This window comes from Bacillus sp. 37MA, from assembly GCF_000372765.1.
Classification (GTDB): Bacteria; Bacillota; Bacilli; order Bacillales; family Domibacillaceae; genus Domibacillus; species Domibacillus aminovorans.
In genome coordinates, this window is record NZ_KB889752.1 from 1,748,679 (window position 1) to 1,764,938 (window position 16,260).

Genomic DNA, 16,260 nt, shown 5'->3' on the forward strand with positions numbered 1-16,260 from the left:
TCATATCATAAACTAACTATCTAAAATAGTATCTAAGTTTAATAAAAACTCCTCAAACCAAAAAACAACGAATATACGATACATGTATATTCATTAAGTGTTAACATAACACCAGATTATGCACAAAAATAGAGCTGTCTCAAAAATCAGTTTTCACAGACTTTTGAGACAGCCCCTTCCATAAACAATTATTTTTCAATAAATAATCCTAAACCTTCTCCTTCCACTTTGAAACTTTTCATGCCCGCAACTTCCTTAAAAAAAATGGAATTTAGAATGAGATTACTCCGCAATAGCGAGTCATATCTCATGAGCATTTCCTGCATTTCAGGGGCTATACTCATATATAAATTAATTCTTAAATCTACCGGTAGATTTAATTCTTTTCTATAAGTTTGCACAGCTCTTATTATTTCTCTAATCATCCCTTCTTCTTTTAGTTCCTTATTTAGGATTGTTTCAAGAATTACAAGGTATGATTCACTCTCCGCATGACTGAATCCTTCTTTTGCAATCTTTTGTACAATAAAATCTTCTTCATCAAGCTTAATTAGTTGACCATTTTTTAGTGTCATTTTAACATGGCCATTTTCAAGCAAAGCATTAATTTCTTCTCTACTGAAATTATTAACCTTTTTTTGAACTTCACCAACTACTTTTCCAAGCTTTGGTCCAGCAACAGGAAAATTTAATTTAAGGTTATATTGTAACAACCTAGAATGATCAGCACTAAAATGAACTTGCTTGACGTTTGTTTCATCTTTAATAATCGACGCATACGAATTTAAGTTAGAGATGGCTGATTGTTTAGATGATAGAACGTATAAATTCGCCAAAGGCTGTTTGGTCTTAATACCAACTGTATTTCTTACCGATCTTGTTAGCTCAACAACCTGTAAAACGCCATTCATGTCCTTTTCTAATTCTTTATTTATGAGTTTGTCGTCAGGTTTTGGATAATTTGACAGATGAACACTTGATTTTTTTAAATCTGAATAGATGTCTTCCGCAATGAATGGTGTGTAAGGTGCGATTAATTGAGACACCCTCACAAGTACTTCATAAAGTGTACTAAAGGCAGCCTTCTTATCTTCACTCATACCGCTACTCCAGAAACGCTGTCTCGATCTTCTCACATACCAATTACTTAGCTCTTCTACAAAAGATGAAATAGTTCTTGCACCTCCTGTAAAATCATAAGCATCTAGGCTCTTTCTTACTTCTCCTGTGACGGTATTCAACCGGGACAGAATCCAATTGTCTAAGATTAAACGAGTTCCACCAAGGTCAACACTCGGATCAAATTGATCAATTTTGGCATACATAGAATAAAAAGAATGTACGTTTAGCAATGTATCAATAATTTTAGATTTAGCCTGGCTGACTATTTGTTTAGAAAAACGTTTGTTATTCCAGGGTGCACTATCAGCGAGCAAAGCCCATCGCAACGCATCAGCACCAAATTCTTCAATAAGATCTACCGGGTTAAGAGCATTGCCCTTACTCTTAGACATCTTTTGGCCATTTTCATCTAAAATATGTCCTAAAGAGAGTACACGTTTATATGGTGTTTTCCCAGTAAACAGAGCTGATACCGCAAGTAAGCTATAAAACCAACCCCGTGTTTGGTCCACACCCTCCGCAATAACATCTGCAGGGAATTGTTTATCAAATAATTCCTTGTTCTCAAAAGGGTAATGATATTGTGCAAAAGGCATAGAACCACTATCGAACCAAACATCTATAACTTCACTTGTCCTTTTCATAGTCGATCCACATGAACATTTTAAGTGCACCTCGTCTACATATGGCTTGTGCAACTCAATATCGTTTGGCACAACACTAGTGGCATGGCGCTGCAACTCTTCGATTGAATTTGGAGCCAGTTCATTTCCACATTCTTTACACTGCCAAATATTTAACGGTGTACCCCAATACCTATTCCTTCCGATATTCCAATCGACCATGTTATCTAAAAATTTCCCGAATCTTCCGTCTTTTATATGGTGAGGGAACCACTCAACTGATTGATTTATTGATTGCATACGTTCCTTTACTGCCGTTGTTTTAATGAACCAACTTTCCATTGCGTAGTAAATAAGAGGACTATCACAGCGCCAGCAGTGAGGATAACTATGTTCGTATTTTTGTTTTTCAAACAACAAATTACTTTTTGACAGCATTTTGATAATTTCTACATCGCAATCTTTTACAAATCGTCCCGCAAGAGGTGTTACGTTTTCTTTGTAGCAGCCTTTGCTGTCAACAACGTTCACAAAATCAAATTCATTATTTTTAACTACATGGTAATCATCTTCTCCATATGCTGGTGCTATATGAACAAGACCCGTTCCACTTGTGTCTGTTACAAAATCAGCAGCCACAACCTGATGTCCTTTAGAAACAGAAATAAAGTCAAAAGGTGCTTCATAGGAAATACCCGCCAAGTCCCTACCCTTCAAGACACTAACAATTTCATAACTTTCTCCCATAACAGTCTCTACCAGGCTTTCGGCAACAATAAATACCTCTGCGTCTCTCTTCACTTTGGCGTAGTTCATGTCTGGATTTACAGCAATTGCAACATTAGCAGGGAGTGTCCAGGGGGTTGTTGTCCACCCCAAAAGATACTCGTTTTCTGATCCAACTACGCGAAACTTTGCAGTTACCGATAAATCTGTAACATCTTTGTATCCTTGTGCAACTTCATGGGAACTGAGTGATGTTTCACAATCTGGACAGTAAGGGACGACACGATGTCCTTTATATAAGAAGCCTTTTTGATGAATAGTTGAAAGGATGTTCCAGACTGACTCGATATAACTATTCTCTAAAGTGATGTAAGGATTACCCATGTCTACCCAATAGCCAAGTGAATCGGTAAATTGTCTCCATTCTTTTTCATAAGCAAAAACGCTCTCTTTACATTTTTCAATGAACCGCTCTACACCATAATTTTCAATTTCATCTTTGCCACGGATTTGTAATTGTTTTTCCACTCCTAGTTCTACAGGCAAACCGTGAGTGTCCCATCCAGCTTTTCTTATTACTTGATATCCTGCCATTGTTTTATATCTGGCAACAAAATCTTTAATTGTTCGGCCCAATGCATGACCTGCATGCGGCATACCGTTGGCAGTTGGTGGTCCCTCATAAAATACAAAGGTTTCATTACCTTCTCTGCTCAAAATAGATTTTTGAAAAGTATCATTTTTCTTCCAGTCTTCTCTGATTCTTCGTTCTCTTTGTAAAGGAGTTTCTTTCACTTCGACCACCTCATTTTTAAAATAAAAAAACTCGATCCCTAACTACGTAGGATCGAGTTTATATATATGGCTATATAACCTTTGATAACAAAAATAAAAAACCATAAGCAGTGGTTTTTAATTCATCTCACTACGTACTATCATACGTGTTCTTTTTATCGGTAGAATACCGTCAAAGCCTATATGTTTTCAGCTTTGCTTCTCGGAGAGGATTTTCATTATGGTCTTAACGTTGACTTTCAGCAAATTGTCAACTCTCTTTGGATAAGAATTACATAATTACTCTTTCTCGTCATTGAATTAATATTTTATTTGTGTTTATCTTACGTTGCAAAATTACAAAAGTCAAGTAAAGCAAGATCGAAGTCCTTCAATTGTAAGTTATACCAATAACAACTCCCTAAATTGAAAGACTTGAACAACATTTAAAATTTAGCTTTTGATATAAACTTCAATTCACTATCAATAGATAAGTTTCTGTATTTCGTAAACTTCTCTAATAAGCTTCTCGGTAAAATCTTCTCTAAATTATTGTTTCAATTAGACGCTCCACTAGCATAAAAATTCTTTATTGGTTACCATATGAACAATCCAACAACCATAGCGCTTAACAACGAAACAGCCATTCCACTCACCAATAACTTCCAAAAATTTCTTCCGATTATATGTGATTTTTCTTCACTGAGGATAGAATTAAACGTTCCATAAATCATACCGACTGTACTAAAGTTGGCAAATGAAGTTAAGAAAGTGACCGCAACCGCAACGGTATGTGGAGCTAGCCCGCTAATCTTATCCTTTAAGTCGAGCATTGCCACGAATTCATTGGTAGCAAGCTTTATCCCCATTAATTGAGCAACATACATGGCGTCCTTTCCAGACAAACCAAGCAAGTACGCGAATGGACTAAAAACAACAGAGAATATTTTCTGAATGCTCAAACCTTCAACGACGAATCCTAAAATTCCATTTATGCTAGCCGTTAGGGCTACATATCCAATAACCATCGCCGTGATGACGATGACCATTCTGATTCCAACAAGCATACTGTTTGAGATGGTGGAAAAGAAATCTTTTCGCTCATGTTTAGCAGGAACATAAACGATATCCTCCTCTTTACTCACATCGACAGGGTTTAACATGTTTGCGATCAACAAAGCATTCAAGCAGTTTAATGGGATTGCGGCAAATACGTAGGTTGCAGGCACCATGGATAAGTAAGCTCCAATAATCGAACCGCTGATGCTGCTCATGCTCATAATTCCAAATGTTAGCAGACGCTGTTCTCTTAAAGTCGCTAATTGATAGCGGAGGACTGCTAATGCTTCTGTATTCCCAAGAAACATCATCTGGATGGAAAAGAAGCTCTCAAGCTTTGGCAAACCTGATACTTTAGAAATGATCCAGCCTACTTTATCAATAAGCCATGTTAATATTCCGAAATAAGTTAAAATATCAAAGAAGGTGACAATGAAGATAATCGGCATTAATGCACTAAAAAAGAAATCAACCTGCTCGTTAGCCATGACGGATGGGAATACAAAAGAGATCCCTTCATTTGCACAAGTAATTAACCATGTAAAGAATGATGCTATTTGATTAATGACCCATGTCCCGATTTTAGTCGATAACATAAACCACGTCATAAGTAGTTCAACAATCAACAATGTCAAAATGGATTTCCATTTAACTTTTCTTTTATTTGGTGAACATAGGTAAATGAGACCTAGAATAACTAATACTCCCAGTGCATTTAACAAAAAATACATGTTATCATCTCCTGTGCTGTATTATTCCCCAAGATAATTTTTATATATAAAGAGCCCTCATTTTTTCACATTTTCAGCCGTAAGACAGAAAGTATGAAAAAATAAGAGCTTCTCTATTGAAACAGCGTAAGGTTCAGTAAAAAGAGATATCTCACAAAAACGTGGATATCCCTTTGAAAATTATATGGTTCAAGCTTTAATTCTTTGTATACCAGTTCTCCCCAACAAATATTTTCTATTATTTTCTTTTTTAAGGGCTTTTACTAATTCTTCCCCTATTCATTCAGAAGAAAAAAGATCCCGGATAGTAACAATTTGGTCATCCGTCCATACGGCATAGGCTATTTCCGTTAAATCCCTTTTTTCTCATAATTTGTATTAACGATACGATGCAAATTCTCACTTTTTGCTAAGTCATACATAGCCCCATGACCGCGCACTATAAGTGAACGTATTCAGAGCTCTTTTTTTAATTTCATGCTTACGTATTTTCGTTCTATTTTTAGTGAAGGATAACTACTGAATACTTTAAAGGGAGTGGATCATCATGTTAAAGTTACAAACAGATCTTGAAGGAAAAAAAGCCTACTTTGGTGATATGCAGGATACGCTTAAAAATCTTGGGTATGATTTAGGAGGGCATTGGGATTATGAGCAAGGGAGCTTCGATTCCATTTTGTGGCGTGATGGAGGAGAGACCATTTATCTAAGAATCCCTTTTCTTGTGGTGGATGGAGAACTCGAGAATTGCGATGCTTCGATTGAGTTTCAAACACCCTTTGTGATCAAACATGTCGTCAATACTGGTTTGGACAACGACGAAAGTTCATTAGCAACTGCCACAGGATTTAATCAGTTCCAAGACCCTCTAGATACAGACGGACAAATAAAAAATAAAAACAAATGGGAAGATGCCGGTGAACAAGCTGTCAAACAGATCGTCAGTTATTTACATTAAATAAGTCGTGGAAGAACTCTTTGCTCTCTTTTAAGAAATGGAGTTCTTCCACGGCATTTACTTCTCTATCACTTCACGACCTTCTAAGGCTTGGATAGGTCGATGGTTATCTAGGAAAATTTGACGGAATGCATCGATTTGCTCTTTAGACATGTCAATAAATTGATGCTCACTTGGTGTATGAAAGTGATATTGTACGAGTGTATATTCTTTACCCTCTACAACAATGACATTATCGGTTTTTGCGGCATTCGCTTGAACCGTATGTCCATTGTTTACTAAAGAAAAATCACTCGGTGTGTAGCTCATTTCCCAAGAGACATAAGCGCCGGTTCAACCTTTCTATATATCTTTCTTGATTTTTGTCGCTTCAGCCATCATATTTTTCATTAACATTTCAACGGTTTGATTTTTAGCTAACCTTGTACTTTGACCAGACCAAAGGGACATGAAATCGTGATTATTTTGTGAAGTAGATGCTTTTCTAATAGCTTGAGTTAATGTATTTTGAATTGGAAAATCCGGAAAAGACGTTTCATGTTCCTGCATTTCCACAATAAACTTGTTTTTAATGCCTCTCGCCCATTTACCTGAAAATACACGAGTTAAAGCCGTCTCGTCTTCTTTAGAATGAAGAATGGCTTCTTTATGTACATGATGAGCTCCACTTTCAATACAAGTTAAGAAAGCCGTACCCATCTGCACACCCTTTGCTCCTAAGCAGATCGAAGCCATTAACCCTCTCCCATCCATAATTCCTCCAGCAGCAACAACCGGAATGCTTACGGAGTCAACTACCTGTGGAATAAGTGACATTAATCCAATTAAACTCTCCTGAAAACTATTCATGAAATGCCCTCGATGTCCACCAGCCTCACTACCTTGGACAACAACAATATCCATTCCGATCTTTTCAATTTCGACTGCTTCCCTTACAGTTGTAGCTGTTCCCATCAAAATAATGTTCTGTTGTTTTAACGCAGCAATAACTTCCTTAGAAGGAACACCAAATGTAAAGGAACAAATAGGAACGTTTTCTTCCATCACAACCTTAATTTGTTCATTAAATGTTTCAAACATACGTTTAGATTTAGGCCGTTCAAATTGATCTTTTTCGTGTACATTCAATTGCTCACGAATCGGTTGTAATAAATGGTTAGCTGACTTTATTTCACTCTCTGAAGCATTAAACTCGTTAGGAACAAATACATTTATTCCAAAATAGTTTGATGTTAACTGTCTTACCTCCTTAATTTGTTTACGCATTTGAGTCGGGCTCATATAACCGGCTCCAATTGTTCCTAGACCCCCATAATTCGAAACAGCGGCTACTAATTCCGAAGTTGTTACTCCGCCTGCCATAGGAGCTTGAATAATCGGATACTCAATGTGCAAAGTTTCCGTTATTTCATTATTCAACATAGGTTACACCTCAATATTGGTATTTGCGTATACCTCTAAATCATTCTTCTCTAATTGAAGAAACTCCTTTTTCATTTAGAAGTGCATCTGAACAAACGGAAAGACAACAAACTATGCAAGATGTGCAGCTTGATTTTGTAATTCTTTTTCGATGCGAAGCAATTCGATTATTTTGCCTTAATCCTTCGTATTCAGAATCGGAGCAATCTCAATTTCTTGTGTTTTACTCGGTATTGGGCGAATCAATACACAATAACCTTTTATGTCAAAATTGTAATAAAGATTATGAATGATTGACATTTTGCGATATGGTACAAAAAACGACTCATTTTTTCTTATAATAGACTAATATCACTTAATGTAACATTACATAGCATAATAAAAGGGATAGGGGGGAACGTCGTGAACACAGATCAAGCTTTTGACCTGTTAAAGGATGCGGGATTAACAGAAAGTATGAGTATTCAAACTCTTAGACGCTGGCTGCGTGAAGGTAAAATTAAATACGATGGAACTGGAAATAGAAAAACTGGATACATAATTGATGACACAGATCAAGCTTTTGACCTGTTAAAAGATGCAGGATTAACCAAAAGTATGAGTATTCAAACTGTTAGACGTTGGCTGCATGAAGGTAAGATTAAATACGACGGAACCACGAATAGGACAACTGAATATATAATTGATGACACAGCCTCAAAGCTGTTTATAAATGAGCACACTAATCAAAATAAGGACGAGATCATACACCAATTGAAATTAAAAATAAAAACACAAGATAAGCATATAGAAGGAATTGAAGAAATTCATAAGACTGCAAAAAATATAGTAATCCAGCAAAGAGATAAGTTAGATAAGCTAAATAAGGAAATTGTAATACTAAAGAATGTGACAAGGAAATTACAAAATGAAACAACGGATTTATTAAAAGAAAATACTGAATTACATAATGAATTAATAAAATTAAAAGAAAATAAAAGAGACCATTTCCACTCCACTACTCAATCAAATGATTATAGTAAAAAACTAGGACTTTCAAAATTGGCGAGTAATAAAGATGTCTTATCAGAATATAAAGGGTTATTAAAAATAACTCATCCAGATCATGGCGGCAACGCAAAGTTATTTCGTTACATTAAAACTGATTACGATCATTTTAGAAATAATATCAAAGATAGCTGAAAGAAAAAAGGATGAAAGTCTATTTTTCCGTTTAACAGTCTAATTGTCTCTAACTTAGTCAATTTTCTAAAAGAAAAGGAAGCTTGTATGAAGCAGCTTCCTTCCTAATTTTGCAATGTTTTATGAACATGAGAAATCGAGGAATCTTGTTCATACCGCTTGTATTCTCAACAAAAGGTGTTACTAGACTTTTCATTAACAAATCCCACCAAAAGTCGAATATTCCATCTCTTCCTAAGGTCAAAGTATAGTTCCTGTAATAAGTGCTTTACATGAGTGGGGGATGTCACACGTAAAACATATGGACGAATTGTATGGAGAAGATACTGCCAAAGTGACATAAACTCAAAGGATTATTTAATTCGAATTTTCAGCGAGTACTTGACTCGTTTTCGATTTTTCAGCACTTTGCTGGCCTTGTTCACTCACTTTCTTGCTTTTAAAAATTAAGTCTTCTACACTTGCACTTGTTTCCTCCGTTAAAGCCATTAAAGACTCACTTGTTTATGTACTTGCTGCAACCATGTAGAATGTTGATTTTTGGCATTACGAAAGAGCATTGTTAAAACTCCCATCATTTTTTAATTTGATTATGAATTGATTTCTCCTTGAATTTCAATCCCTTTTAAAGGTCGTTTCCCTGTAAAAGCATACTCCAGTAATTTCCGGATTGCTCGCTGCTCAATAGACCGGGGGTTATAATATGGATTCTTCACAGCCAGTTCTGCAGCCTGATCCAAATCACTCTCCTTCATCCCAATTTCAGCTAACGACGTAGGGACACCTAGAGATTCAGTCAAGTCAAAAAGAGAACCCGCTACATCCTCTTCCTCTACACGAAGTGCGCGTGCAATGGATTTAATCGCTTTCGATGCGTGGGCGGCATTGTACCAGATGGCGTACGGTAACATGACCGAGTGGGTTTCTGCATGTGGAAGGTTGTAACTACCTCCCAATACGTGACATAGCTTATGGTGCAAGACCATCCCTACAGATCCTAGAACAGTCCCTCCCAGCCAACAACCATAAAGTGCTTCCGAGCGTACCTCTATATTATATGGATCAGCTAAAATAGCCGGTAAACTTGAATGAAGAGCACGGATTCCCTCTTCGGCTAAAAGAGAAATGATGGGGTTTACATTTTCTGCATACAGCCCTTCTACACAATGAGCGATCGCATTCATTCCGCTCGTTACCGTCACAAGTGTTGGCAAGTTGACCGTAAGATTAGGATCATAAATGACCGTCTTCGGCTTAACGACGAGATCTTTTCCGGTCTTTTTGATTCCATTCTCCGTGAGTCCCCAAATCGGTGTCATTTCCGATCCCGCATATGTAGTAGGTATCGCCACAATGGGCAAAGAGGTGTTCAGAGCAATGGCTTTCGCTAAGCCGATGGAGGAACCTCCACCAATTGGAACGAGGCTGTCTACATGAAGCGCCCGCACAATCTCTAACGCTTTCTCAACCTTTTCCGTCGGGACATGCTGAACCGCTTTTGCATGAATTCCCACACATAAATCACCAATTAAATCTGAGACTTTATTAGCAAGCTCTTCTTGACCCGGAGTAGAAATAACGAGAGCCCTTTTGGCACTGATCTTTTCCAGTTCAGTCTGCACTTGTTTTATTTCCCCTGGCCCAAAAATAACCCTCGCAGCTTGAGCTTCATAAAGAAAACTTTTCATTTTAGCTTCCGCCCTTTACTCTTTGATTGGATGTTAGGATGAAAATAACATACTGCTATCGTTCTTTGATTATTTTTTCAAACGTCGGAAAAGAGGAGTCTTAATGTGTCCCGGTTACATCTAATGTTCTATTCGTTACATTCTTTTTCTCGAATGTAGGCTGGTTGATTTTTTCTTGTAATTTTTCATAGTAAAAGTCTGATGGGCAATCAATCCTCACCAGACTTTTTCCTTTATTCTTGAATGAATTCTTTTGTGCTTCTTACTGTATCAATCGGGCGTACTAATTTTTCAATTTTTTCCCGTTTTGGTTCTAAAAATGGAGGCAAAGACAATTTTTCTCCAAGCGTTTCATACGATTCATCGCCCATAAATCCTGGACCATCTGTTGCAAATTCAAATAAAATTTGTGGTGCCACTCTTGCGTACAATGACTCGAAAAAGTGACGATCGACATAACCAGACGTTTGAAATCCGAAACTTTGCATACGTTTAATCCATTCCTCTAAAACAGAACGGTCTTCAACACGGTATGCTGCATGGTGAACGGTACCAAATCCTTGTCTCGCTTGAGGTAGTATCACATTTTTTTCTACCACGACTTGCGCACCATTTCCTCCTTCACCTACTTCAAATAAATGAAAGGAGCCGGACTTGTCTATTTCTTTAAATAAGAGAACTTTTTCCAGCATTTCTTTAAAGTAATCAAATTCAGCGATACGAACGAAGATGGGGCCTAATCCTGTAATAGCGTATTCTAAAGGAATCGGTCCTTTTTTCCACGGTGTACCAGCCGCAACGCCTTCATTGTTTTCATCTGAAATCAATTGGTATTGTTGGTCATCAAAATCAACGAAAGAAAGTGTCTTTTTACCAAATTGTTCTTTTACTCCTGTATGTTTTACTTCTAAACGATCAAATCGTTTGGCCCAATACTCTATTGCTGCATCACTCGGTACGCGGAAAGATGTTTTTGAAATCTCATTTGTACCATGTACGCCTTTTGAAATGCCAGGGAAGTCAAAGAACGTCATATCTGTCCCTGCACTACCCGTGTCATCTGCAAAAAATAAGTGATACGTTTGAATGTCATCCTGGTTAACGGTTTTCTTTATTAAACGCATCCCTAACACATACGTGAAAAATTCATAGTTCTTTTCTGCACTGCTTGTAATGGCCGTTACGTGATGTATTCCTTTTAATTCGTTCATTTTGTATTCCTCCAATTAATCCTTAATTTGTGCTCATTTTGTTTTTTAAAGCAAGGTACCTCTTCTTATTGAACTCATTTTTTAATCCGAATTTTTTCTTCAACTAAATATCTTTAATTCATATATCTTTAATTCAAAATAATTTTACCATGGCTGATATTAGCTGTCAATCCGGAAGATGAATAAACTATGTATTCCCTAAAACAACTCGTTTAAAGCAAAAATGAAGGGGTTGTCTCAGAAGTAAAAAGATCGGCTGGATTAGAACTTATTCCGCCACTCGGCCACTTTATCCCGCTATCTCCCAGCAAAAATTCGCCAAAACAAGGAGAAATCCCACCACTAGACGTTCCATTTAAAAAAGGAAAGGAGCTGTGTCAAAATACATACTTTTGACACAGCTCCTTAAATGATGATTTATATTCCTGTCCAAACATCCTTTGCATATCGGCCTTCACTTTGCAATTGTTCTAGCCAATTTTCAGCTTCCTGTCCGCCTACACGATGAACCTCTTGATAAGCGTGACACAAAGTTGCCTCTACATCTGGCGCCATTTTACTTCCGTCACCACAAATGTAAAGATGGGCCCCATCATCAAGTAAATGAATTAATGCAGCCGCGTCTCGTTTCATTAAATGCTGAACGTACGTCTTCGGCTGTCCGTTTAAACGAGAGAAAGCCGTGTGCAGCGTTACTAATCCATCTTGTTCAACTTGTTCCAATTCTTGACGATAAAGATAATCCTGTTCGGAATTACGGCAACCAAAATACAAATGTGCTTCCGCCAGCTTTTTCCCCTCTTCTTTCTGAATCCGTCGAGCTTGTAAAAAGCCTCTGAATGGCGCAATCCCAGTCCCTGGACCAACCATAATGACAGGTGTTTCAGGATTTTCCGGTAATTGAAATCCCGATTGTGGCGTGCGGATAAAACAAGTAATGTTGTCTCCTATTTGACGATCTGCTAAATAATTTGATGCAACTCCCTTGTATTCACCCCGTCCATTCCATGCTCGTTCACATACGACCCCTACCGTTATACTTAAAGATTCTGAAAACATTTTAGGTGAACTGGAAATGGAATAATATCGGGCTTTTAATGATGGAAGAAGCTCTATGAATCGATCAAATGGCAACTCACAAGCCGGATATTGCTCAAGTAAATCAAGCATCGTGAGACGTTTTTGAAGAACCTTTTTCTTATACTCCTCTCCTTCTAAAAGAGCTTCCAATTCCCGCTTATGAGGCGGGCACACCGTGAAGGAGGCTAATTCACGAAGCTGTGCTCGCGTCGCCGCTTCCTGTAATTCCACATTGCAAGTAAGCAAATCATATACACTGACTGGATATCCGAGCGGAAGATGTGAAACATTGCGTCCACTTCCGTTGAGAATGATATGATCGTTTCTAGTTAATCGATATCGATCTAGAACACGCTCTACAAGTTCTTCTCTATTTTGTGGAAGGACACCTAGATGATCACCCTCATGATACGCTGCACCTTCCGGCAAAAGAATTTCAATATGGCGTGTGCTCCGTTCACTCTTCTCTGTTTGAAGTTCACGATTTTCCTTCACTTGTGCTGAAAAGGCGTCGTACGTTGCGACAAGTGATGTACTTATCGGCCCATTCACAAACTCCACAGTAAGTGTACTTTCACCTTTCTCTCTCTGTTCTGTCTCTTTCAAATTAAATTCTTTCATTAAATCGGTCCACAATCGATCGTGCCAATGATCCAATTGTGCTTCAAAATCATCATTTGCATCACCTTCACCTATCGGAACAATACGCTTTGCTCCTTTGACAGCTATTTGTTCATCTATTAATTGAGGGATCCGCTGATATGTGCTTGCCCAGTTACGGTTTCCACATCCAAAAACAGCATACTTCACTCCTCTAAACTCTCCGGCTTCCACCTGACCGATCCATTCTACAAACCCAGCTGCATTATCAGGCGCTTTCCCATTGTACGAAGATGTGATAATCAAAACGGCCCCTTCTTTAGGCAGTTTTCCTATATATTCATCAAGGGCGGCTACTTTACTCTGAAATCCTTGATAGCGGGCTGTTTCCGCAAGCTCTCTTGCAATCCCCTCTGCTGTTCCAAGATTTGATCCGTAAAGCACAAGTAATGGTGTATTGTGGCCATCCACAGCCTGTGTAAACTCACTTTTCGACTTCTTTTCTTCTGCAGGTGCTGTTTCCTGACTAGAAACAGCCAAAGCCACCTGTTTTTTTCTTGATTTTACACGAATCGTAAAATTGTCTGGTTTTAACGTTAATGTTTCTTTCACATTTAACTCGTAATCCGTATGATCAATCAATTCAAAATGCTGAAGAACCATGCCTAAAATGAGTGTCGCCTCTTGAAGAGCAAACTGCATTCCAATACAAGCACGCTGCCCATTTCCAAATGGTTTATACGCATGGTGAGGGATTTTACTCGGATCTTCAAAGCGCTCAGGCCGGAACGCTTCCACATCATCTCCCCAAGCATCTTTATCACGATGCAGCTTCGGAATGAGAACGGCAACACTTCTCCCTTTTTCAATCAAATATTCCCCCCCAATGACCGTATCTTCTTTTGCATACAATGAAAAGGCTGGAGCAGTTGGCCATAATCGTAAAGATTCATTGAGTATCATCTTAAGGTACTTAAGATTTTTCACTTGTTTATATGAAGGAATTGGATCTGTTAAAACGGTATCCACTTCCTCGTATGCTTTCTTAAGCTTATCTGGATTCTTTAAAAGATAGTAGAGAGCAAATGACAGCAAGCCGCTCGTTGTCTCGTGCCCTGCTATTAAGAAAGTAATCATTTGATATCTAATATTGATATCATCCAATTTCTCGCCTGTCTGCGGATCTTTCGCATTAAGCATAAGAGAGAGCAGGTCATCTTCACCTTGATGGCCATTCTCTTTACGCTCGGAAACGATTTTATCCACTAAAGAAAACATCACATTAATATCATGCTTATATTGGTTTTTTGTCAGTACCATCAGTTTATCTTGTAAACCTAAGCGCTGTGTTTGGTTCATCGATTCGTTCAGTGCTCGAAACATACTCGTAATAAATGGGTGTGGCTTTTCACGATAGAAACTGTTGAATCGATAATTAAAACCGCATAACCCAATCGTATCAAGTGTAAGGTTGGTCATATCTTTTGGCACATCAATTGATTCATTTGGGTTAAGACGCTCCCATTTTTGAACTAGCTGCAAAGCAAGATCCAACATCATCGGGTAATATCCCGTCATCGCTTGCTGACTAAAACTGGGCAGGAGTATGTTATGAGCTTTTTGCCAATTAGGCTCTTGCGTTTCACTCGTAAATAAACCGTCTCCCGCAAATGCACGAACTTTTTTCAGCGGCGACGAAAGATGTTTATCAAAACGTGATGGATCACAAACGTCTGCTACTAATTGATGGTTGGAAACAAAAGTGTTTGTTGTACGAGGAAATTCAAATTCAAAAATGGGACCATACTCATCTGCCAGTTTGCAAAATGATTGAACTGGTTTTTCTTTATCGATAAGAGGGATATTGCCGAGCGGACCGAACGTTTTAGGTTTCGGAATCTTCTTCATATAAACCATCCTTTACAAGTTAATTGTTTTTCATTCTTTTTTGTATAAGGTTTTTTAAAACACTATGTTATTTTGATACTTTTTATCAGTTCAGAAAGGAATGAATATTCATTCCTTTCTGAACAACAGCAGTTGGATTGTTAGTCAATCCGTACTGCTCGTGCAACGAAAGTGCCCATTCGTTCAATTAATTCTGTCGAATCCTCTAGACTCTCACTTTCAAATAATTTCAAAACCTCAATGATGCCTCCGACAATAAACGAAATGAGTACATTAGGAGGAAATTCATATACCTCTTCTTTCTTCTGGCCTTCTATAATAATTCTCTCAATAGAGTCGATCAGGTTTTGATAAGCATTTTCACTGTCCTGATTTAAATAGGGCATCCCTTTTTGACTTTGAATAAAACGCACGACGTGAGGATTCTGTTTAGAGAAATGAAAAAATTGATGGAATAAAAAACGAAATTGTTCATCTGTAGACTTATTCTGTAAATCGATTTGAATGACTTTTGTTAGCTGCTTCATACAATGTTGAAATAGCTCATTCACCAACGCTTCTTTATCAGCAAAGTACCGGTAAATCGTACCAGCCCCCACTCCTGCACGGTTAGCAATCATAGGGATTGTCGTTCCGTCAAACCCACGTATGGAAAACTGCTCTAATGAAGCAGCTAAAATGTCTTCTCGTTTCGTTGTCATGCTATACCCCCAACAAGGAATGAACGTTCATTCCTAATGTTTATATATTATAATTTTTTTAAAAACATGTCAACTGCCTAGAAAAAGGATATCTCCTACGAATCGTTTATAGAGATAAATAATAACTAGGTAGAACGCTATTTTTTTAAAAAGACTGCTAGTAGGTTTACAAAATAAAACTTCGTAAATACACATGAAAATGATACTTATTATTAATACTATAAAAAATAAAGGGTAACCTAATGAATGGTTACCCTGAGAAAATCAAACTTCTGGTACAAACGTTTGGCAATCTGTTTCTTCACTGTTAGATGCTTGTTTGCCTTTATGGCTGACGACATAAATGGAATCAGCCTGACATTTGTTTCCTGAACTCCAGTGCTTGCAATTGTTGACTTCACAAAGAACATCTTTCGCCATCGTATCACACCTCCTTTTTTGTTATCTTGAACAAATTTGAGGTAGTTGATACTTT

12 protein-coding genes are annotated in these 16,260 nt (G+C 37.7%); 2 read left to right on the forward strand and 10 right to left on the reverse strand.

The window, feature by feature from the left end; translation table 11 throughout:
• Window positions 1–188 precede the first annotated feature (188 nt).
• On the reverse strand, window positions 189–3,275 hold the full coding sequence (gene ileS / locus A3M5_RS0109830) for an isoleucine--tRNA ligase (protein WP_155894698.1): 3,087 nt from the start codon (window positions 3,273–3,275) through the stop codon (window positions 189–191).
• A 566-nt stretch (window positions 3,276–3,841) separates the two neighbouring features.
• Window positions 3,842–5,035 (reverse strand): nucleoside transporter C-terminal domain-containing protein, encoded by a 1,194-nt coding sequence (locus A3M5_RS0109835; RefSeq protein WP_018393598.1) that lies wholly within the window; start codon window positions 5,033–5,035, stop codon window positions 3,842–3,844.
• Between the two features lie 547 nt (window positions 5,036–5,582).
• Here A3M5_RS0109835 and A3M5_RS0109840 point away from each other — a divergent pair.
• Complete coding sequence (locus A3M5_RS0109840; RefSeq protein WP_018393599.1) at window positions 5,583–5,993, forward strand: YugN family protein; 411 nt, start codon at window positions 5,583–5,585, stop codon at window positions 5,991–5,993.
• Between the two features lie 57 nt (window positions 5,994–6,050).
• Here A3M5_RS0109840 and A3M5_RS0109845 read toward each other — a convergent pair whose 3' ends face one another.
• Together A3M5_RS0109845 and A3M5_RS0109850 are read right to left on the reverse strand one after the other, a co-directional pair.
• Window positions 6,051–6,302, reverse strand: coding sequence for a carbonic anhydrase family protein (locus A3M5_RS0109845; RefSeq protein ID WP_018393600.1), 252 nt, complete (start codon window positions 6,300–6,302; stop codon window positions 6,051–6,053).
• A 33-nt stretch (window positions 6,303–6,335) separates the two neighbouring features.
• Window positions 6,336–7,415 carry an NAD(P)H-dependent flavin oxidoreductase gene (locus A3M5_RS0109850; RefSeq protein ID WP_018393601.1) on the reverse strand — a complete coding sequence of 360 codons (1,080 nt, stop codon included), beginning with the start codon at window positions 7,413–7,415 and terminating at the stop codon, window positions 6,336–6,338.
• Between the two features lie 402 nt (window positions 7,416–7,817).
• Between A3M5_RS0109850 and A3M5_RS0109855 the strand changes: the two genes are divergently transcribed.
• Window positions 7,818–8,597, forward strand: coding sequence for a hypothetical protein (locus tag A3M5_RS0109855; RefSeq protein ID WP_018393602.1), 780 nt, complete (start codon window positions 7,818–7,820; stop codon window positions 8,595–8,597).
• Window positions 8,598–8,954: 357 nt separating this feature from the next.
• On the opposite strand, the gene A3M5_RS26440 is transcribed toward A3M5_RS0109855, so the two are convergent.
• From A3M5_RS26440 to A3M5_RS24045, 6 genes are all read right to left on the reverse strand, one after another.
• On the reverse strand, window positions 8,955–9,086 hold the full coding sequence (locus A3M5_RS26440; protein WP_018393604.1) for a hypothetical protein: 132 nt from the start codon (window positions 9,084–9,086) through the stop codon (window positions 8,955–8,957).
• Between the two features lie 101 nt (window positions 9,087–9,187).
• On the reverse strand, window positions 9,188–10,285 hold the full coding sequence (locus A3M5_RS0109870) for a maleylacetate reductase (RefSeq protein ID WP_018393605.1): 1,098 nt from the start codon (window positions 10,283–10,285) through the stop codon (window positions 9,188–9,190).
• A 233-nt stretch (window positions 10,286–10,518) separates the two neighbouring features.
• Window positions 10,519–11,496, reverse strand: a complete 978-nt coding sequence (locus tag A3M5_RS0109875; protein WP_018393606.1) for a ring-cleaving dioxygenase — start codon at window positions 11,494–11,496, stop codon at window positions 10,519–10,521.
• Window positions 11,497–11,913: 417 nt separating this feature from the next.
• Window positions 11,914–15,093, reverse strand: a complete 3,180-nt coding sequence (locus A3M5_RS0109880; RefSeq protein ID WP_026221664.1) for a cytochrome P450 — start codon at window positions 15,091–15,093, stop codon at window positions 11,914–11,916.
• A 131-nt stretch (window positions 15,094–15,224) separates the two neighbouring features.
• Window positions 15,225–15,785: a TetR/AcrR family transcriptional regulator gene (locus A3M5_RS22795; RefSeq protein ID WP_018393608.1), complete on the reverse strand. Its 561-nt coding sequence runs from the start codon at window positions 15,783–15,785 to the stop codon at window positions 15,225–15,227.
• Between the two features lie 264 nt (window positions 15,786–16,049).
• A complete protein-coding gene (locus tag A3M5_RS24045) occupies window positions 16,050–16,205 on the reverse strand; it encodes a DUF1540 domain-containing protein (protein WP_018393609.1) in 156 nt (51 codons plus the stop codon).
• Between the last annotated feature and the right edge of the window lie 55 nt (window positions 16,206–16,260).

Bases quoted from the DNA above. Each gene is read 5' to 3' on its own strand.
- A3M5_RS0109835 (WP_018393598.1), bottom strand. From the start codon at position 5,035: ATGTATTTTTTGTTAAATGCACTGGGAGTATTAGTTATTCTAGGTCTC.
- A3M5_RS0109840 (WP_018393599.1), top strand. From the start codon at position 5,583: ATGTTAAAGTTACAAACAGATCTTGAAGGAAAAAAAGCCTACTTTGGT.
- A3M5_RS0109845 (WP_018393600.1), bottom strand. From the start codon at position 6,302: ATGAGCTACACACCGAGTGATTTTTCTTTAGTAAACAATGGACATACG.
- A3M5_RS0109850 (WP_018393601.1), bottom strand. From the start codon at position 7,415: ATGTTGAATAATGAAATAACGGAAACTTTGCACATTGAGTATCCGATT.
- A3M5_RS26440 (WP_018393604.1), bottom strand. From the start codon at position 9,086: ATGGCTTTAACGGAGGAAACAAGTGCAAGTGTAGAAGACTTAATTTTT.
- A3M5_RS0109870 (WP_018393605.1), bottom strand. From the start codon at position 10,285: ATGAAAAGTTTTCTTTATGAAGCTCAAGCTGCGAGGGTTATTTTTGGG.
- A3M5_RS0109875 (WP_018393606.1), bottom strand. From the start codon at position 11,496: ATGAACGAATTAAAAGGAATACATCACGTAACGGCCATTACAAGCAGT.
- A3M5_RS0109880 (WP_026221664.1), bottom strand. From the start codon at position 15,093: ATGGTTTATATGAAGAAGATTCCGAAACCTAAAACGTTCGGTCCGCTC.
- A3M5_RS22795 (WP_018393608.1), bottom strand. From the start codon at position 15,785: ATGACAACGAAACGAGAAGACATTTTAGCTGCTTCATTAGAGCAGTTT.
- A3M5_RS24045 (WP_018393609.1), bottom strand. From the start codon at position 16,205: ATGGCGAAAGATGTTCTTTGTGAAGTCAACAATTGCAAGCACTGGAGT.